This window comes from Lederbergia citri (assembly GCF_018343625.1).
GTDB classification, from domain to species: Bacteria; Bacillota; Bacilli; order Bacillales; family Bacillaceae_C; genus Lederbergia; species Lederbergia citri.
Map to the genome: position 1 here is coordinate 1,226,114 of NZ_JAGYPG010000002.1, position 19,758 is coordinate 1,245,871.

The 19,758-nt window shown below is 37.0% G+C and carries 20 protein-coding genes; 4 read left to right on the forward strand and 16 right to left on the reverse strand.

Features of this window, described 5'->3' with window-relative positions:
• Nucleotides 1-406: 406 nt before the first annotated feature.
• The 9 genes from KHA97_RS14525 to KHA97_RS14565 all read right to left on the reverse strand — a co-directional run bounded on the left by KHA97_RS14525 (nt 407) and on the right by KHA97_RS14565 (nt 9,162).
• A complete protein-coding gene (locus KHA97_RS14525; protein WP_213125421.1) occupies nt 407-1,309 on the reverse strand; it encodes an HD domain-containing phosphohydrolase in 903 nt (300 codons plus the stop codon).
• Nucleotides 1,310-1,389: 80 nt separating this feature from the next.
• Nucleotides 1,390-2,079: a hypothetical protein gene (locus KHA97_RS14530; RefSeq protein ID WP_213125422.1), complete on the reverse strand. Its 690-nt coding sequence runs from the start codon at nt 2,077-2,079 to the stop codon at nt 1,390-1,392.
• A gap of 234 nt (nt 2,080-2,313) precedes the next feature.
• Complete coding sequence (locus tag KHA97_RS14535; RefSeq protein WP_213125423.1) at nt 2,314-3,207, reverse strand: sugar phosphate isomerase/epimerase family protein; 894 nt, start codon at nt 3,205-3,207, stop codon at nt 2,314-2,316.
• Nucleotides 3,208-3,405: 198 nt separating this feature from the next.
• Nucleotides 3,406-4,284, reverse strand: coding sequence for a TolB family protein (locus tag KHA97_RS14540; RefSeq protein WP_233713487.1), 879 nt, complete (start codon nt 4,282-4,284; stop codon nt 3,406-3,408).
• A gap of 50 nt (nt 4,285-4,334) precedes the next feature.
• Nucleotides 4,335-4,718 (reverse strand): VOC family protein, encoded by a 384-nt coding sequence (locus KHA97_RS14545; RefSeq protein ID WP_233713488.1) that lies wholly within the window; start codon nt 4,716-4,718, stop codon nt 4,335-4,337.
• A gap of 210 nt (nt 4,719-4,928) precedes the next feature.
• Nucleotides 4,929-5,882: a glycoside hydrolase family 18 protein gene (locus tag KHA97_RS14550; RefSeq protein ID WP_213125425.1), complete on the reverse strand. Its 954-nt coding sequence runs from the start codon at nt 5,880-5,882 to the stop codon at nt 4,929-4,931.
• A gap of 82 nt (nt 5,883-5,964) precedes the next feature.
• The gene (locus KHA97_RS14555; RefSeq protein WP_213125426.1) at nt 5,965-7,311 is read right to left on the reverse strand and encodes an MATE family efflux transporter; all 1,347 of its coding nucleotides are present in this window, start codon (nt 7,309-7,311) and stop codon (nt 5,965-5,967) included.
• A 184-nt stretch (nt 7,312-7,495) separates the two neighbouring features.
• Nucleotides 7,496-8,275: an ABC transporter permease gene (locus KHA97_RS14560; RefSeq protein ID WP_213125801.1), complete on the reverse strand. Its 780-nt coding sequence runs from the start codon at nt 8,273-8,275 to the stop codon at nt 7,496-7,498.
• A gap of 5 nt (nt 8,276-8,280) precedes the next feature.
• Nucleotides 8,281-9,162 (reverse strand): ATP-binding cassette domain-containing protein, encoded by an 882-nt coding sequence (locus KHA97_RS14565; RefSeq protein WP_213125427.1) that lies wholly within the window; start codon nt 9,160-9,162, stop codon nt 8,281-8,283.
• 150 nt (nt 9,163-9,312) lie between these two features.
• Here KHA97_RS14565 and KHA97_RS14570 point away from each other — a divergent pair, with 150 nt between their 5' ends.
• The 3 genes from KHA97_RS14570 to KHA97_RS14580 all read left to right on the forward strand — a co-directional run bounded on the left by KHA97_RS14570 (nt 9,313) and on the right by KHA97_RS14580 (nt 12,025).
• Nucleotides 9,313-10,098 carry a TetR/AcrR family transcriptional regulator gene (locus KHA97_RS14570; RefSeq protein WP_213125428.1) on the forward strand — a complete coding sequence of 262 codons (786 nt, stop codon included), beginning with the start codon at nt 9,313-9,315 and terminating at the stop codon, nt 10,096-10,098.
• Between the two features lie 248 nt (nt 10,099-10,346).
• Nucleotides 10,347-11,021 carry a response regulator transcription factor gene (locus KHA97_RS14575; protein WP_213125429.1) on the forward strand — a complete coding sequence of 225 codons (675 nt, stop codon included), beginning with the start codon at nt 10,347-10,349 and terminating at the stop codon, nt 11,019-11,021.
• Complete coding sequence (locus KHA97_RS14580; protein ID WP_213125430.1) at nt 11,018-12,025, forward strand: sensor histidine kinase; 1,008 nt, start codon at nt 11,018-11,020, stop codon at nt 12,023-12,025. Before KHA97_RS14575 ends, KHA97_RS14580 begins: the two co-directional genes overlap by 4 nt.
• A gap of 224 nt (nt 12,026-12,249) precedes the next feature.
• Here the strand turns inward: KHA97_RS14580 and KHA97_RS14585 are convergent, their stop codons facing one another.
• The 3 genes from KHA97_RS14585 to KHA97_RS14595 all read right to left on the reverse strand — a co-directional run bounded on the left by KHA97_RS14585 (nt 12,250) and on the right by KHA97_RS14595 (nt 15,446).
• Nucleotides 12,250-14,160, reverse strand: a complete 1,911-nt coding sequence (locus KHA97_RS14585) for an ABC transporter permease (RefSeq protein ID WP_213125431.1) — start codon at nt 14,158-14,160, stop codon at nt 12,250-12,252.
• The gene (locus tag KHA97_RS14590; protein WP_213125432.1) at nt 14,147-14,923 is read right to left on the reverse strand and encodes an ABC transporter ATP-binding protein; all 777 of its coding nucleotides are present in this window, start codon (nt 14,921-14,923) and stop codon (nt 14,147-14,149) included. Before KHA97_RS14590 ends, KHA97_RS14585 begins: the two co-directional genes overlap by 14 nt.
• 292 nt (nt 14,924-15,215) lie before the next feature.
• Entirely contained in the window at nt 15,216-15,446 is a 231-nt protein-coding gene (locus KHA97_RS14595) for a hypothetical protein (protein WP_213125433.1), read from the reverse strand.
• A 342-nt stretch (nt 15,447-15,788) separates the two neighbouring features.
• Between KHA97_RS14595 and nagE the strand changes: the two genes are divergently transcribed.
• A complete protein-coding gene (gene nagE / locus KHA97_RS14600; protein ID WP_213125434.1) occupies nt 15,789-17,675 on the forward strand; it encodes an N-acetylglucosamine-specific PTS transporter subunit IIBC in 1,887 nt (628 codons plus the stop codon).
• A 62-nt stretch (nt 17,676-17,737) separates the two neighbouring features.
• On the opposite strand, the gene KHA97_RS14605 is transcribed toward nagE, so the two are convergent.
• Genes KHA97_RS14605 through KHA97_RS14620 form a run of 4 tightly spaced genes read right to left on the reverse strand, consistent with a single transcriptional unit; the run spans nt 17,738 to nt 19,739 of the window.
• Complete coding sequence (locus tag KHA97_RS14605; RefSeq protein ID WP_213125435.1) at nt 17,738-18,358, reverse strand: 4Fe-4S single cluster domain-containing protein; 621 nt, start codon at nt 18,356-18,358, stop codon at nt 17,738-17,740.
• Nucleotides 18,358-19,062: a ComEA family DNA-binding protein gene (locus tag KHA97_RS14610; RefSeq protein WP_213125436.1), complete on the reverse strand. Its 705-nt coding sequence runs from the start codon at nt 19,060-19,062 to the stop codon at nt 18,358-18,360. Before KHA97_RS14610 ends, KHA97_RS14605 begins: the two co-directional genes overlap by 1 nt.
• Nucleotides 19,063-19,064: 2 nt before the next feature.
• Complete coding sequence (locus tag KHA97_RS14615; protein WP_213125437.1) at nt 19,065-19,280, reverse strand: DUF2997 domain-containing protein; 216 nt, start codon at nt 19,278-19,280, stop codon at nt 19,065-19,067.
• Between the two features lie 21 nt (nt 19,281-19,301).
• Entirely contained in the window at nt 19,302-19,739 is a 438-nt protein-coding gene (locus KHA97_RS14620; RefSeq protein ID WP_213125438.1) for a DUF1257 domain-containing protein, read from the reverse strand.
• Nucleotides 19,740-19,758 lie beyond the last annotated feature (19 nt).

Here is a 19,758-nt window from a genome sequence, read left to right on the forward strand (position 1 = left end):
CCTTTATTAAAATTAATGTTTTTAAACTAACAAGAAAATTGCAAGGCGCCCGACAACCAAATGTTCTGAGACGACAAAAGTCTGTTCTTTTACTTTTAGCGTAGCTGGTTTTTGACCTCGAGCCGATGGCACCTGGAGCTAGACAACGAGGATTTATTCAAAATAAAGATCATATAATATCTTATACTTTCCTACCGTATAAAAAACACTTTAAAGCCTTTTTAATGTCTACTTTTTATAACTTATTATACGCATTTCTTAATTTAAAGAATCAAGCGTTACATAAAAAAAAATCGCCCTAAAACGGACGATTTTTAAAGAGTTGGTTGCATTTTTTCTATTTCTTCAATTGCTTTTACGATTTTTTTTATACTTATTTCGTTTACCTATCACGCTTTCAATAACTTTAGATTTTTCCTTCTTCTTTCAAAATCTCAATTAAAGTGTTTACTACCTTTTCATCATAATGAGTATGGATCAGTCGTTTTAATTCTTCTACAGCAAAATGTAGGCTTAAAGCTTTCCGATATGAACGATCTTCTGTCATAGCATCAAATGTATCACTTACAGCTATAATCCTTGCCTCTAGTAGAATGGCATTTCCTTTTAGCCCATGGGGATACCCGCTGCCATTTAATCTTTCGTGGTGCTGCTCAATGATTTTAGATATTTCGTTATAGTAGAGATCCTTAACCATCTCTGCTCCATCCTTTGGATGGCGTTTAACAATGGCAAATTCCTCATCTGTTAACTTGCCAGTTTTATTTAAAATCTCACCAGGAGTATTTATTTTTCCTATATCATGTAGAATGGATGCTATATATAAATTCTCTAAACTTTGTTTTGGGAGCATTAGTTTCTTCGCAATTTTCACAGCGTATTCAGAAACTCTTTCACTATGTTTATATGTATACCGATCTTTTTTTTCTACCTCATCTACGACGTTTTTCAAACTTGTTATTTCGTCACTTAATTGATAAAAAGTTGGCTCAGTGATCACCCATAGATATTCCACATCTGTTAGTGTTGTAAAGTGAACCGGCTCTTTCAAGTTATGAGCAGTATAATAGTCAAAAGGGCCAAGTTTTATTTTTTCACCATTCAAGTCACAGACCATTTCACCTCTTAAAATATAAAAAAACTCCATAACATTCGGATTGTCACTTGGATAAATATAAAACAAATTATTTTTTACAATCCTCTGAATCATAATTTCGGAACCATCACCACGAGCAAGTAAGCCAATATTAAAATACTCCAAATTAACCTGTTCGATATGTTCTCCTTTTCTCCCTATAGTAAAAGCCATGTACCTCACCTCTGCCCTTGATACAAAGAAAGCGAGGCCTTCTGACAGACTCGCTTTTCCACACTTTATCTAATTCTCTATCACATTTTTACAACACGCACAGGATCAATCCATTCCCACCGATCAGCAAACCGTACAAGCTGCCAACTACATTCTGCAATTACACCTTTTTTGGAAGCCTTAGCAATGGTATCAGCTGACATTTTAATTGTTTCGTTATAAATATCTTCAATTAACTTCTCAAGTTCTTTAGTATATTTATCTGTTTTTTCTTTAGACTTTTCATCTTTTTTATCTAATTTTCCTTTTAATTTTTCTATTTTTCCCTCTAACTTTTTACTATCTTTTTCTCCAGACATTATTTGCCCTGAGATTGCATCTATTTCTTGTCGAATTTCAAACATTTTATTTGCAATTTTTGCTTCTTCTTTTGCTAACTTTGATTCAAGCTTTGATAGTTTCTCGTAATATTTCTCTTCTTTTTTAGCATCATTTTTAGCTTTACTTAAATCAGACTGTACTTTGCCTATTTCTTTGTTTAACTTAACAACTGTATCTCCTTCTTCTATTTTCCGAACTTCATAGAGATACTCTTCCTGTAACTGATCGGCCTTTTTTACTGCCTTTTCGATTTTTTCATCAATTTCTTTGTTTGTTTTTTCAATTAATTTGAGCGCTTCCATAATATCGTTTTCTTTCGCAGCAAAAACAGGCGATCCTATTGTAAAAGCCAATACCATTGAGAATAAAACCGAAAATACTTTTTTCATCTTATTGCTCCCTTCTTTTTTATACTTAATTAAAAAAGATAGATTGAGGCTTTACAGTAAACAAAATTATGTATATTTCACCATTATTTTCTATACACTATTATATCGGTACTTTTTACCTATATCAACATTAAAATTTAAATATTTAATATCCTCTTAATTTTCTAAACAAACGGAGTGGTTAGTCTATTACAAATACAAAAAAATCGCCCACTAGTGGACGATTTTTGCAATTTAACTATATTTCTTTAAAAGGTCGATTGTTTTTTGGACCCCTTCTCTTTGATCTCCAGGACCTTCAAATTCTACAGAATAGTATCCGTCGTAGTTATGTTTTTTCGCGATTGCCATGCATTTTTCAAAATCAAATTGAACATGGCTTCCGTCTTCGTTGAATTCATATGTTTTTGCATGGACCAAGATAGGATTGTTAAAGATCATATCAATCGCTTCATAACGGATGTCCGGATCAAAATTTCCAAAGTCAGGGCATATTCTGAAATTCGGATGATTCACCATTTCAAAAAGCTTTATGATATTTTTTGGATCCGCCGACATGCCACCGTGGTTTTCTAAAACTAAAGCAACACCTTTCGTCTCGGCATACTCAGCAAGTTCTCTATATGAATTCGCTGTTATAGAAAGGTCGAAAACGTCTTCTGGCTGCTGACCAGTATTAACCCTCGCACCCTTACTTCCTAAGTAGGATGCAACATCAATCCATGATTTAATAACCTCTAGATCTGATTTGCGTTTTTCTTCATCCAAACCAGAAATATTACCATAGTCAATTGGCATATTAAGCACTTGGACCCCATGCTTTTCAAGAGCTGCCTTTACATCATCCAGGTTTTTCGGCTTGTTCAGGCTCACATTCTCCATAACTTCCATAAATCCGCCAATTGCTTGTTGAATTTTTTCAGGATCTTTATCAGGGTTACTAAATTGTTCAAGAGCAAATTTCATTTTTTCAGCGCTTTCAGAATCCAAGTCGCCCACCATCCAATGGACCATTTCAACAGCGTCCGCTCCAAATTCTTCTTTAACAACACGAACAAAATCCACCATTGTCATGCCTTTTTCGATAAATTCTTTATTCATACTCCAGCTTGATACACCAATTTTCATACCGCCGTACCTCCCCTAATTATGTAGTTTCTATTCAGATTATATCAATTTTCCGATTATTTTGTCATGTTTGACAACAGATTTCTCTTAAATCTATCTAGTTTAGCTACATTTCAAAAAATCGCCCTATTATTTAGGGGAATTTTTCATACATCTTATACTTATTCTTTGATGCAGAAGTCAACAGTTGCCGCATAATCAAGTAAGTTCGTAACTCACAAACGCAAGATGCTTACTATCCGGTGACCATGAATTCACATTGATCGTTCCTTGCCCACCAAACAGTTCCACAAGCAAACGAGATTCTCCACCTGAGCTGGACATTAACCGTATTTCAACATCCTTATTCGGTGGATGATCGCCAGGTTCGACATCTCCTTTTCGATAAACGATATAGGCCACACTTTTACCATCAGGAGACACATGCGGAAACCAGTTATTGCTTTCTTCAAACGTCATTTGCGTCTGCTCGCTTCCATCCGCATTCATGCGCCAAATCTGCATAAGCCCTGAGCGCGTTGAGTTAAACCAAATATGCTTCCCGTCTGGAGAATATTCTGGACCATCATCCAATCCCGAAAAATCGGTAAGTTGCTTTTCTTCTCCTCCTGCTGCTGGAATCGTATAAATATCATATTGCCCATTACGCTCAGCGCAATATGCCAACGTCTTTCCATCGGGTGACCAGCCATGTAAATAAGATGGTGCCATCGGTGTAATCAGCGTAGGGTTTCCACCCTCAAGTGGAAAAATATAAATACGGGATTGACGGTCTTCCAAAGTGTGATGACTGACAGCAATATGAGATTCATCGGGAGACAAAACATGATCATTATTGCAAAAATCAGCAAAGCCCGAATCAATCACAGTTTTTTCGATAGTATGAATATCGAAAGAGTAAATAAGTCCTCCGCTGTTATAAATCAGCTTGTCGTCTCGAGTCCAATTCGGCGCCTCAATCACGTAATCAAATGAAGCCAATGTTTTTCTTTCACCAGTCTCTACATTTATGATTTCAAGAATACTTCTCGTGTTTTCCCTCATTTGAAAGCCGGATGGCTTTTTTAAAGTATCCATCATTATTCTCCTTTTTATCAATTCTTCTTATCTCGCAAAATTCTTCGGGATTATGTAAAACAGGTACACACCATTATGATATTTCCGTCCGGATCCTTAAACGAAAAATCTGCAAGGTCTGGGAATGTCTCGATTTCAGTTACAATTTCTGCCCCCATATTTTTGATATGTTCATATGCAGCATTAATATCATCTGTACTCACATTGAAAATGGGGTGGTTTGAAGGTTTAAAATCATAATCTTTGTCGAAGCAATGGTTATCTAGAGTTAGCCCCGGCCTATCAGCTCCCATGTCGATCGTATAAATTGGTCCTTCATATTCCCCTTCTTGAAATTCTAGTCCAAATAGAGTCGAATACCATCTTACCGATTCTTTTAAATTTCGAACGTGGATAAAAACAGTATCAATCCTATTATGAATAGTAGGTTTCAAAAATTGACCCCCTTTTTTATATTTCTTTATTCGCCAATCCATTCTTTTTTCCCTTCTTGGAAGAACAAATATGTACCCAACCTTCCTTTATCAAAACATCGATGCACAGCATAAGAAGTTGGAAGATTTACGAGCTAAGCTTTCTCGAAATTTTAGCGGACCCCCATCCCTTTCATGAGGGCTTGCAATAATGTTCCAGTTGGATCATGACTATCCCCCAAGCTGTTCTTTTGCGACATACTGTCCCTTTAAAAAGATAGATTCTTCGTCGTCATATGTAATAAACACATCACCATCATATAGATAAGGTGCTTTGGCCGAATCATCCCAATATCTTTTAAAACCATTTTTATGAATATAGTCTTTTACAAGGGTTGAATACCCTACATCAAAATTTTCACTACCATCTGCATATAAAATATCATTGCCGGTCGCTTTAACGGAACGCAATCCCCGGCCATAAAACCCCGCACCAATTGCAAGCTTATGTTTTGGAAACCCTTGGTCTGTAAATAGTTTAACTGCCTTATCAATACTATTATCTTCAGGTCGATGTGCAGGAGTAAATAAATTTGTATGGTGTCCCGTCTTTTTACTCCAGCCATTATAAAAATCGTACGTCATAAGATTCATATAATCGAGAATCGGCTCAATATCTTTTAAATCAACTCCATCTAGATACCAGGGTTCAGCTCCGGCAGCGATGGTCAATAAAAGCGGTCGTTGTTTCTCCAATTCTAGCTCTTTTAATGCTTTACGAATTTCCCTTAGTATAAGTGTAAAGTTTTCTTTATCTTCTTTTCGCGCCTTGATTCCTGCCATATCAGAACTTGGATACTCCCAATCCAAATCGACTCCATCAAAATCATTTTCTTTTATAAAATGAGCAACAGTTTTAGCAAATTTCATCCTACCGCTTTCGGTAAAAGCGGCATCCGAAAATCCATCTGCTCCCCACCCTCCTACAGAAATAATCAGCTTGATGTGAGGGTAGAGTCTCTTCACCTTTTTTAGAACATTTAAATTTTCTTGATTGAACAAGTGAACGATTTCTCCATCTCTAATAACTGCAAATGCATAATTGATATGCGTTAACCAATTTCCCTTAATCTCATCAACTGACAGCAGTCTTCCTCCATATACATAAGCGGAAACTATTTGCATTTTAGAAATCCTCCTTAAAATATGATAAAAAAGAGCCAAGGCTAAGAAGTAATATCTTGTTGCCTTGACTCTAGATAAAGTTTTAACTTGCATTTTCCACCGTTTTTAACCTGATTGTATTCCAATCTGTCCGATAAAAACGGACCATCATACTAATACCAAACACTGTTAAGTAGGCATATAAGGATATCCATGCCCCAACACTGCCTAAGTTTAGCGTAAAGGTCAATACATAGCTTAGTGGAATGAATAATACCCATCCTAATACTAGTGAAATTTTAAGTAAAAATGAAGTGTCGCCGATTCCGCGAAGAGCTCCAGCATAGAAATTTAATAATCCATCAAATATTTGTAAAAACGCAGAGATCATAATTAATTTACCAGCTAAATGAAACACCTGGGGATCTTTAGTATAAATTTTTGCAATTTGTTCCGAAAAGAAAAATTCAAATGTGCCAAGCAGCAATATAAATATACATCCTAAAATGGCTGTGTGTGTTCCCGCCCTTCGACCATTAAGAGGTTTCCCTCTTCCGATTTCTTGACCAACTAAAATAGTGGCAGTCGATCCGAATGCAAAAGCTGGCATAAAGCCAAAGCTCATAACGCTTAAGGCAATCTCATTTGCGGCTAATGCTTCTGTTCCTAATCTTGTGACAAAGCCTGTAAATACGAACATCGCCATTGCTAATGAGAATTCCTGAATTCCTAATTTGGAACTCTCACCGAAAATGAGCTTTGATTCTAAACGATTAAAAGCTATTCGTACACGCGTGCCATACTCTGGATGCAATTTTATGAAATAGACATAAGCGCAAAACAGGAAGGTCACAACTTCACCTATAAAAAAGGCAATCCCTGCACCAACCAATCCTATTTCAGGAAGACCAAATTTTCCATACGTTAATCCGAAGGTGAAAAAAATCATTAAAGCTCCACCTATGATCGTACTAATCATCGGCGTCTTCGTATCACCTATACCTCGTAAAAATCCATGAAACACAAATGTGAAGGTTCCGAATATCATTGCAAAGAAACGAATTTGCAAATAGCTTGTTCCTTCTTCTATCATTTCAGCTGAACTGCCCAATACTTTAAAAATTCCTTCAGGTAAAAGCAATCCAACTAATAAAATAAACACACTGGCGGCTATACAAAGATAAAAGGCAATATACGTTCGCTCTATACCTTTTTTCATGTCGTTTGATCCATAATTTTGAGCAACCAAATAATTCGTAGTATGACCGATTCCTGAAAATAACGCCCAAACATTATACATGACAACATTCGTCACACCGACTATGGCAATAGCCAGCGCTCCTAAATGACCAACTAAAATTAAATTTATCGTTCCAGTAAGCGTCGACGAAGCAAATGAAGCAATCGACGGTATCGCAAGTAATAGTATCTTTTTCCATTCTTTCATCATTGTGTTGTACCCCTACTCATAAGTGTAAATCTATTATACTTTATTTTTTGGGAAAAATATTAATTTTTTGATTAGGGAAATTTTAGGTAGAGGTGAATGAATTTTTTGCTCAATATATATTTTTCAATCGTAATTCCATTAAAGAGAATTAACCTAGTAGAATGGCGCATCTTTTTTCCTTAAGCTAACGACTACCTGCCTTCCTTTTGAATGTCCATGCCGCCCACATGATTGACAATATAAGAATCAACAAACACCATCCTATTGCCCACCATATATGATTAGCAACTTCACCACCCACGAGGAGCGAACGAATGGTTTCAATGATAGGTGTTATTGGTTGATTTTCAGCTACTCCTTGCAACCATTTTGGCATTGTACTTGTTGGAACGAATGCACTTGATAAGTAAGGGAGAAATAATATGATGAATCCATAGCCACTCGCTGCCGCAGGAGTGCTAGCTACAAGGCCAATTGCTGCGAAAAGCCATGTAATGGTCAAAATGAATAAAGCAATAACGCCTATTGCAGAAAACCATTCAAAGATAGTGGCACTTGGACGAAATCCAACCAGCAGAGCAACGATGATTACGATACTTGTTGCAAGAAGATTACGTGCAAGACTTGCAACAACATGCCCTGTAATTACATTCATACTTTGAATAGGCATCGTTCTGAAACGATCAATAATTCCATTCGTCATATCAGTAGACACATCAAATGCAGTAGAAGATGACCCAAATCCCGCGCACAACAATATAATGCCCGGAACTACATAATTTACATATTGTCCACTCGGATCAATGGCCCCGCCAAATACATATGTGAACATCAACATGAGCATGATGGGAAGCATAATAGCCATTATCAATGCATCTACATTACGAAGGCTATGGAGTAAACTTCTTTCAATAAATACAAAGCTGTTGACCAGCAACGACGGTTTTTTTGTTTGTGAAATCATGTTCATCATGAAACCCTCCCTTTTTCAGAAGTTAGTGATAAGAATACATCATCCAAACTAGGTCTGCGGATGCTTATTCGTGTATTTATCGGCATCTCAGCAGCCACTTGTTCGAGAATTTGTTTGACTTCGTAAATATTTCCGATCGTTGGAATCTCGTGAATCACTTCATCTTTTTCATTCCGTAATTCAACTACTTCGTTGCCAATCCGTGATTTCATTTCCATCGGGGTTCCCTGTGCTACTATTTGACCATTTGAAATCACCGCAATAGCATCGGCTAACTGATCAGCTTCTTCTAAATACTGGGTCGTAAGAAAAACCGTAACACCTTCTCTAGCCAATTGAAGAATGATGTCCCATAGCGCGCGTCTGCTGCGAGTATCGAGACCTGTTGTTGGTTCATCTAAAAATAAAATGGGTCTGTGGACGACAAGACTGCCCGCAAGATCCAAGCGTCGTCGCATTCCTCCTGAATATGTCCCTACCCTTTTTCGAGCAGCATCCGTTAAATCAAAATGTTCAATTAATTCATCCGCTCGTAAACGTGCTTCTTTGCGAGACAGACCTGAAAGTCTACCCATCATTCGTAAATTTTCTTCCGCCGTTAACATTTCATCAACTGCCGCAAACTGACCAGTAAGACTAATGGAACTTTTTACTTCTTCCTTATTCCTTACAATGTCATAGCCTGCCACTCGAACCGATCCTGCATCAGGTGTAATTAACGTAGATAATATATTTATTAAGGTTGTTTTTCCTGCACCATTCGGACCAAGCAGGGCAAAAATCATCCCTTTCTGAACAGCTAAGTCTATCCCATCTAAAACAGTTAGTTTCCTAAATTTCTTCTGAATGTTATAGACCTCAATTGCAAATTCACTCATAAGATTGCCTCCTTTTAATTTGTATACATCATAAACAGTTTATTGCATACACAGTATATTGCATATACAATTAAGTTGCAACCATAAAATGTAATTTTTTTCTAAATTATTTTTGAAATTTGCAGTGAAAAAACTAGAGGTGAATTAAACGTGAAGGATAAAGAGAAATCAGACCACGAATTTGAAGGATTGCCTTCTGGGATAGCATTAAGTTGGGGGTTAGGGAAACAACCACAACGCGGGCCAAAGCGAGAACTTAATATCGATCAAATCGTTGAAGCTGCTGTAGAAATTGCAGATAAGGAAGGACTAGCAACATTATCAATGAGCCGACTGGCATCGTCTCTAGGGTTTACGCCTATGTCACTCTATCGATACATTCCTAGTAAGGATGATTTACTTTTACTAATGCAGGAGAAAGTTTCTGATATTGATTATCCAAATGAAGAAGTGGATGCAGATTGGCGTGAAAAAATACGTCAGTATGTAAGAATGACCATTAAGGTTTTTCAGGACCACCCTTGGTTTAGTGACATTCCTATTACAAGTGTACCTCTTACACCCAATCAGCTAAAATGGGTAGATATGGCGCTCCGAACGACTCGTAATCTCCCATTAAACGATTATGAAAAGATGGCGATTGTTCTTCTTATAAGTGGCTATGCACGTTGGTGTGGGATTATCATGAAGGATATGACCATGGCAATGCAAACAGGAAAACGTCCTGGTGAAATTAGCGGTCTCGACTACACCGCAGCACTTAAAAAACTTGTTACACAAGACCGCTACCCTGATCTATATCCTGTTTTGATGTCAGGAGCCTATACCGAGGAATATAAAGAGAAGAACACTGTAGGAGATGACTTCGATTTTGGACTCGAGCGGATATTAGATGGGATCGAGCATTATCTTTTATCAAAAACAAAGGAAGAATAGGATCAGACCATTAAAAGATTGAAAATAAAAGAATAAATATCTAATCATTTAGTGTTTATATTTTTCCAAACAAAACGAGCTTAGTCTATCAAGCTCGATTTTATTTTATTTAAAAAGTATTTTATATCGAAAACTCTTAATTTGGTTTTTATTAATAAACATAGTTGTATCTATTCAAGGAGGTGTTTTTATTTTCCTCCTCTATTAAAATCCTAGCTCCCTTTGTATACTGAACTTAGGTGATAAACATGTATAAGGTTTTAATTATTGAAGACGATCATAAATTGCGTAGCTTAATGGGGCAATATTTAGTAAAGTGGAATTTCCAACCTGTTTTGGTTGAGGATTTTGTAAATATCGACCAAATCGCGTTAAAGGAAAACCCCCACATTATCCTTTTAGACATAAACCTACCAGGAACTGATGGTTTTTATTGGTGCAGCAAGCTGCGGCAGCTTTCAGATGTACCGATTATATTTATTTCTTCTCGCTCGGAAAGTATGGATATTGTCATTGCGATAAATATGGGTGGAGATGACTATATCCAAAAACCATTTTCACTCGAAGTATTGGTGGCAAAAATGAATGCCGTCCTAAGAAGATCCAACTCTATTCAACATTTGGAAAAGGACATGCTTACGGTCGGCGAGCTCACCCTTAACCTCCAAAATGCCTTTGTCGAATTCCGGGGTAAAAAGGCTGCCCTTACGAAAAATGAGTTCCAGATCCTTTATCTCTTAATGAAAAAGACAGGTCAGATTGTATCTCGGGATGAAATTATGCGGGCATTATGGGAGGATGAGCAGTTTATTGATGATAATACTCTTACCGTGAATGTAAATCGGCTACGGAAAAAGCTGGAGGAGATTGGGGTTGAAGATGCCATCACGACTAAGAAACGACAAGGATACTTATTACAATGACTTGGAAAAACTACCTTCGTGATAATCTGTCTCTTTTGCTTATATTTTTCTTCGTATTAGCTATCACATCCATTATCATATGGCTGGATCCAAACGTACATATTCATCTAAGTAATCTTCTTTATTTATTGTTCATATTGACCTTACTTTTTTCATTTTATTTACTATTTGATTATCGTAAGAAAAAAGGGTTCTATCGTGAATTAAAAGATCATATTAATTCACGATATATTTTAAAACCTTCACAGATTAACAAATCCGAAGAGAAATTCATTGTTCAACTATTAAATATTCAAAAAGAACAATTTGAGAGAAAGATCGAACAAATTCAAAATGAACAAAAAGAATGGCACGAATACATGACATCTTGGGTACATGAGATTAAAACGCCGATCTCCGTAACCAAAATGATGATTGAAACAAACCAGATACCAAATAGCTTAGAAGAAGAAGTAGAAAAAATCGAGCATTTAGTCGAACAAGCCCTTTATTACAATAGAACGAGTGATTTTAGCAAAGATTATTTCATACAAGAGATCGATGTTGAACAAATGATGAAGGAAGCGATTAAGGGGAACCGGAAATTATTTTTATCAAAAAAAATAAGACTTCAATTAAATTTATCTCCCTTAGAAGTCTTAACAGATAAAAAAGGACTTCTATTTATCATCAATCAGGTTTTATCAAATTCATTAAAATACACACCCGTTGGCGGTGAAATTTCAATTCAAATCGATCAAAATAAAGGAAGAATTCTCATTCGCGATAACGGAATTGGTATTCCTTCAGAGGATTTGCCAAGAGTTTTTCAAAAAGGGTTTACAGGTAAAAATGGAAGACAAGTTGCCGCTTCTACCGGGATGGGGTTATACCTCGCTAATAAAATTGCCGGTAAATTAGGTCATCAGCTCTCCCTTCAATCTAAGGAAGGGAGATATACTGAAGCATCTATCCATTTTTCAAAAACCGTTGACTTGTTACGACAGGAATTTACACATAAATAAGGACGTGATGACTGTATCACGTCCTAACTTATATACTTTTTGGCGAGGGCAACTTTGTCATTTCCTACTTCTATTCAATGTCCTCTTCAGTTCCATGAATCTTTTTCGGAATTCTATTCGCTGTTTAGTGATTCTATTAGAAGTTTCGGCCTTCTTATTAGATGATTACGTTTCTATTAGACGTTTTGACATTCCTATTAGATTTTTCCACTGCGCTGATTTATTTATCGATTTACAATCACATTGTATTTTCTCAGTGTTATCAAATAGTAGCCAAGGTAGATTACCATATAAATGATGATTGTACCCAAGAAAGGCAATAACAAATTCATTTTAGAAAATCTTGCAAGTGCAGAGATTAAAAAAGAACTATTAGGTATGGCAATTACTAGCGGCAATACAAAGACAGGAAGTAATTGGTTAGCAATCGTTTTTTGAATTTGCTTTCTGCTCATTCCTATTTTTCTTAGAACAAGATAACGTCCTTGATCAGCAGTTGCCTCGGTCAGCTGTTTGTAGTGCAGCATGCTGCCTGTCGCTAGCAAAAATACAATCCCTAAAAAGCCACCGATGAAAATAAGTAAACCGTACGTTTCAACTCCATGCTGATACTCCTGAAAAAACGAAGAAAATATCATAGAATCTTGATCAACATTTAAATCTTTAAAAACTATTTCTTGAATGTTCTTCATTAATGGTTCCATTGATTTCTCGTTTTTCACTTTAAATACTTGTAATTCTTTGATAGTAGCGCCCTCTTTAATCTGCTCATAGTCGGCATCATTGATAACCATTGGTAATACAAAATAATTTTGATTTAACACCGGTTCTTCTTCATATTTTTGAATCGTAAACTTGTGATTCATAATCGTAACCGTTTTACCTGTATAAGGGTCAGTATTTTGATTAATATTTCCATCATTAAAGACAATAGCTCTATCTTTTCCAACGCCCTCGCTATGATTTCCGATTTTTTCAGCTAAACGTCGATATTCCTTTTCCGATAAAATCATAACTGGATTCCATCTTCCTATTTCGGAAAGATCTCCTTGGACCTGTATATACTCGACACGATCCGAAAAGACAATCTCGTGTTCTTTGCTACTCGAAAAGAGCTTAGCGATCTCTTCGTCCATTTCCTTATTTTGCGATGTATACATAAGACTTAACGGATAATTACTTTCTGCTATCGCGGTCACGTTATGATGTAAACCAAAAATCGCCCCTAAAACAAAAAGCGTAACCGTGCTTAATAACGCAATCATGGATAAGATGAGCGTATTTCCTTTCATTCGAAAGCGAAGGTGGGAAACACTTAATAAATTTACCCCTTTAAAGTAAATCCCTTTTACGTTCATTATTCTTTCTAACAGAACTGCGAAAACAGAACGAATAAAAAGAAAAGAGCCAATTAAAATCATAAGCAGGGAAAACATGACAGCACGGAAACCATATTCTTTATAAATACTGGAATCGCCAGGTTGAAGTAAAACAAAATAACCCAGTCCAAGCGCCAATAAAGATGCTGTAGCGGCCATTTTTGACACCTTGAGCTGCTTTTCTCCTTGCTTATCTGCTTTTAACAGATCCAATAACGTATAGCGGTAAATCATCCGGTAATTATGAATCGATGTCACGACAATAATCACAATAAAAATGACTAACGTTTGAATAACCGCTCCAGATGATATTTCGAAGTTAGCGAGGATTGAGAACCCCATTAACCTTATTAAAAGCATCGTAAAAAGCTTAGATAAAAGGACGCCAATCGCTATTCCAATCCCAAGAGCAATAATCCCCATAATGAGATTTTCATAAAATAGGAGCTTACCAACCTGCTTTTTCCGCATCCCAAACAAGGAATATAGGGCAACCTCTTTTTTTCGTTTTCTTATGAAAAAGTCGTTTGAATACCAGATAAAGATCGCTGAAAACAACAACAGCAAGACGGATGCTGCCATAAAAGCGGGCTCCACTTTTCCGAGGGTGGTCGCTGATTCGTTAATTTGCTTATTATACTGGAGCGAAACAAATGTAAAGTAAATGACAATGCTGAAAACCATCGGATAAAAATAGAGCAGATAATGCTTTGTATTCAGCTTAATATTCTTTTTGGCAAGGTTAAATAACGTCATGATGTCCACCTCCGCCAAGGGTAGCGAGGATATCGATGATTTGCCCGAAAAATTGCTTGCGGCTGCGGTCGCCCTTCCTGATTTCAGTGAAAATCGACCCATCCTTTATAAATAAGACGCGGTTGCTAAAGCTCGCTGCATAAGCATCATGAGTAACCATTAAAATTGTAGCTTTTTCTTGTATATTTAATTCGGCGAGCGTTCCGAGGAGCATATAGGCTGATTTCGAGTCGAGCGCCCCTGTCGGTTCATCTGCAAAGATTAGGCTTGGATTTGTAATGATCGCTCTAGCTGTTGCCGTTCTTTGCTGCTGGCCTCCCGAAATGCTATGAGGGTAAGATTGTAAAATATTCTCAATGCCAAGAGCTTTAGAAACTCTCTCCACCCTACTTTCGATTTCATAATATGGTACATTTGCTAAGGAAAGTGGAAGTATTATATTTTCCTTTACAGTTAGCGTATCAATTAAGTTGTAATCTTGAAAAATAAAACCTAATTTATCTCTTCTAAAGTCCGCTAAGTCTTCTTCTTTAAGTTTTATAATGTTTTGTCCGTCGATTTTTATTTCACCTGAAGTTGGGACATCAATCGTTGATAACACATTTAATAGAGTGGATTTCCCTGCTCCGGAAGGACCCATAATTCCGACAAATTCCCCTTTGTACACATCCAATTCGATATCATCCAACGCCGTATGAATATTTCCCTTCGATCCAAAAACCTTTTTTATATTTGTGGCTTCTAAAACAATATGATTTTCCATTTTATCCATCCCTCGTTTATCTTATAAACCTACTATAAAAGAAACAGGGAGGCTCAACCATAACTTATCCTTACAATTTATCCACTAACCTTACAATTTTGTAACTTATAAGAAAAGCGCAAGGCGCCATACCTATCGGCGACAAGCAAATGTTCTGATACGCAAAAGTCCGTACTTTGACTTTTTGCGTATCAGGTTATTTGACCTCGAGCCGATGGCGCCTGGAGCTAGACATCTAAAAAAAAGCTGTCTCAAGAAGGGGATCTATTACCCTTGAAGAGACAGCCTTTGCTTAGACTGTAGCTTTTTCTTTTTGTAATTGCATAGCAGGTCCAAAGAATTCATAACGAATATTGTTTTCAGGAAGACCTAGATTTTCAAGTATACTTACAACCGCACGCAAAAACGGAACAGGACCGCATACATAACAGATTGTATTTTTATCTATTTTATCTTGCAAAAATTCTTTCGCTCCTCTATAAAGCACTCGATGCTTACCTTTCTGTTTTAGATGAATATTCATTAGCGGACATTGTAGTTCAGCCGGAGGACTATAGAACACTATTGGGCTTGAACTTCCAATGAAAAAGGATACTGATTAATAAATTTTTCACTGCACTGAAGCCTATAATCAGTGCTTTTTTATTTTCCCCAATTTTTCAGTAGTATGTTTGCACTCCGTAATGCCTTTTATTGAAAAGCTCCTTTTCCAGTTAACTGAATATATTTAGTTATTTATTGGCAAAATACTTTAAAAATATTTAATTTACCTATTTTAAAAATCGATATTTAATAGGCAATTTGGGTAAAGAACTTACATATCTTCCGATTGCGATACTCATACATACAAAAAGGAGGCGTATATATGCTTGGATTTTTACAACGGATTGGGAAGGCGCTCATGCTTCCTATAGCTGTTTTGCCAGCAGCAGGGCTGCTTTTGCGATTTGGACAACCTGATTTATTGGATATACCCTTTATAGCCAATTCCGGAAACGCTGTTTTTAATAATTTGGCTTTAATCTTTGCGATTGGTGTTGCTATTGGCTTTGCTAAGGATAACAATGGAACCGCTGCTTTAGCGGGTGCTATCGGTTATTTGGTGCTGACAGAAGGGGCAAAAGCCCTTAATGATACGATTAATATGGGGGTCCTTGGTGGAATTATTGCGGGAATTATCGCAGGCTTATTATATAACCGATTTCATGATATAAGGCTCCCCGATTGGTTAGGATTTTTCGGTGGCAGGCGCTTTGTGCCGATAATCACCTCTCTTGTTATGGTTGTATTAGCGTTTATAGCTGGGTTTGGATGGCCACCTATTCAAAATGCCATTGATGCTTTAGGAAACTGGATAATTGGACTTGGTGCAGCAGGAGCAGGATTGTTCGGATTCTTCAATCGTTTGCTCATCCCGCTAGGTCTCCACCACGTTTTAAATAGTTTATTTTGGTTCCAATTCGGAGAATTTAATGGGAAAACGGGGGACATTGCAAGGTTCTTTGCTGGTGATCCGTCAGCCGGAACTTATATGACAGGATTCTTTCCGATTATGATGTTTGGATTACCGGCAGCCGCTTTTGCCATCATTGCGGCTGCCAAACCAGAGAGAAGGAAAGCCGTTTTTGGGATGTTCATTAGTCTTGCGCTAACTTCCTTCATCACAGGGATAACAGAACCAATTGAATTTTCCTTTATGTATGTAGCACCGCTACTATATGGAGTTCACGCTATTTTAACTGGGATTTCTTTATGGCTAACAACCGCTCTTGGTATCAAAGATGGATTTACGTTCTCAGCCGGTGGAATTGATTATTTACTGAACTTTAATATCGCTACGAAACCGATGCTATTACTTTTGATTGGGCTAATTTATGCCGCCGTTTATTTCGTCATTTTCTACTTTTTGATTAGGGCGCTTAACCTTAAAACACCCGGACGTGAGGATGAAGAAATTGTCGAGGACACAAATGCTGGTGCAACTCCATCCGGCGATAAGTATGATCGAATGGCTTATCAATTCATTCAAGACCTTGGTGGTCGAGATAATATCACCACCATCGATAACTGTACAACCCGCCTCCGTCTGAATATAAGAGACATGGATAAAGTACAGGATAATGCCCTCAAAGCACATGGGGCAAAAGGGATATCTAAGCTAAGTAAGACGAACCTGCAAGTTGTAGTGGGAACCGACGTCGAATTCGTTGCAGATGCGATGAAAAAGATGGATATGGATCATGTAAAATTTACTGAATCTGAATCCTGTGATGTTGCTCCTGATACGAATAGACTTTTACCGCTAACGGAAAAAGATTTTGTCATGCCCATTACAGGTGAGGTTGTTCCAATTACAGACGTACCAGATCAAGTCTTCTCACAGAAAATGATGGGAGATGGATTTGCAATTATCCCTGAAAAAGGGACGGTAGTCTCTCCTGTCGATGGAGAAATATTGAATGTCTTCCCGACAAAGCACGCAATTGGCATTCAATCCAGTCAAGGCTATGAAATCTTGATTCATGTCGGAATTGATACCGTAAACCTGAAAGGAGAAGGCTTTACTATACATGTAAATGATGGCGAACACGTATCAAAAGGCCAAGAACTTCTTACTTTTGACTTGGATTACATTAAAAAGCATGCAACATCAGAAATTACCCCGATTATTTTTACGAATTTAACGAAATTGAATGTAAGGAAACAAGGGAAAGTGGAGCAAGGCAGTGAAGGTGTTATTTCGATTGAATAACGAGTTAGGGCTGCCCAAATAAAATCAGGAGGAGAAAAACAGATCGTTTTTCTCCTCCTAATTTATTTGCTCTTTATTTTTCTAAATTCTTTCATATCAAATAACTCATTTAATGTTTGCTGTGTAGCCATTCCATTGACGGACACAGCTCCTTCTTCACTAATGCGAATTTCAATTTTATTCCCAATTGTCATTAAGTTATTTTCTAAATGCTTATAGACAGAAGTCAAAAAATGATATCTTTGATTGGAAGACCCAACCCATGGCCTACTTAAGTCCAGCTTATCTTTTATGAAAGGTCCATCAATCAATAAATCAGTGTTCGCAAGAAGACGTTGAGCATTTTTCCTTTTTTGCAGATCTTCATAATGATAGCCTGAAAATGTCATGACAGTTAATCCAAGGTCTTTTACTAAAAAGGCCAACTCTCCAAGGGCTTCCGCTTGATCAAAAGGTTCGCCTCCCAAGAATGTCACACCTTCTATATTGTTTTCGTCCTTGCTTTTTTTAATTTCGTTAAAAAGATCTTCCACTCTAATCGTTTTTCCATTTTTCTTAGACCATGTCCAAGGAACCCCGCATCCTTCACAACGAATTGAACAACCTTGTACCCATAGACAAAACCTTTTGCCTGGACCTTCTACTGTAGTAAGTGGTAAGTATCGATGAATCACCAGTTCCATTAGAAGTCGACAATTCTCCCTTCCGCTCTTTCTGGGGCATTCGATTTTGTTTTTTCAGGGAAGGCAAGGTATGGTTTCATCTTTTCAACAAGGTGCGGTTTAATGGATAAGACTTCCGTAAAATGGTCAAACGAAGTAAAACCATTTTCCTTATATCTTGCATCTACTACTTTTTTTGCAAATAAAGCTCCTATTCCAGGGACTCTAGCAATCTCTTCCTCTGTAGCAGTATTTATATTAATGATGTCAATTTCTTCTTCATGCTTCGGTTGAATAGTAGTAGTCTTCGAATCGTTGTTTGAGCGAAGGAATGGTTCAGCTCCACTGTATTCTCGGTTAATTTGTTCTTTCAAAGATTGAATATCTTTTTCCTTTTGTCCGGATGCGATTCTCGCCTCGAGCCTTAATAAATACTCTGGCCTAATTTTAAATACGTGGAAAACTGAAAAAATCCAACCTAAAAGGAAAGCAACCATTGTAAGATTGTAAACCCAATGTTCCTCTGGAAAAATTTCAGTTACCACCATAGTCATAATAAATATTATTGAATAAATGATACCGGCAATAAACCACTTTCTCTGTTTGACCCGATAGGAGGCATAAAAAAACGAAACATAATTCAAAAATCCAAACGAAAAAATCGCCCATAGTACCCAGATTGAATTCCGTAGCTCCCATGCCTTTCCTTTATTTGTAATAGCCATATTTATTCCCCCTTAATGACCTGCTGCTTGTTTTGAAGAGTTGTCCGCCTTTCTATTTCATAGTATTCCGCCGTATAAGCAGAATCAATAGTTTGCGCATCAAGCAGCTCCTCTAAAATCTCGATATACTCCATGCATTCCTTGCCTTTAATTCCTATCGTCTCCGCGAATATTTTCCCGTCTTCTGTGATTTTTATTTTTAACTTTTTATCGTTCATTTTGACCACCTATCAATCGAATTAATTTATATTAAATGTTAAAAGAATAGAGCGGTCTTGCTGAATTTCTTCTGACTCTAATAAAAGACCTTTTTCATGAGCCTGTTGTAGAAGTTTTTGGTAGGTCTCTTGCTGAATTAAATATTTATATTCCGTATGAAGATTCTCAATAAATTCCAATGCCTCTTCTCTTTTGACACTTTCATCAAATATCGCTTCAAATATTCCCTTCTCATTCTGCCGGAAGAAAATTTTAATGTCTCCCACTTCTGTTTGATAGTTATTCTCGTTTATTTCTGAAACATTACAGCCATATTGTTCTATTGCTTTTTGCAACAGGTGTTGTCGCTTCATTACCGTATGGACACTGTATGTATTCCCTTCTTTTCTCTCAATTAAAGAACTTGCAGCTTGTATGACAACAATTCCCACTGGTATCAAGACGAGTTCAATACTCACAGAGCTTCATCCACCTTTC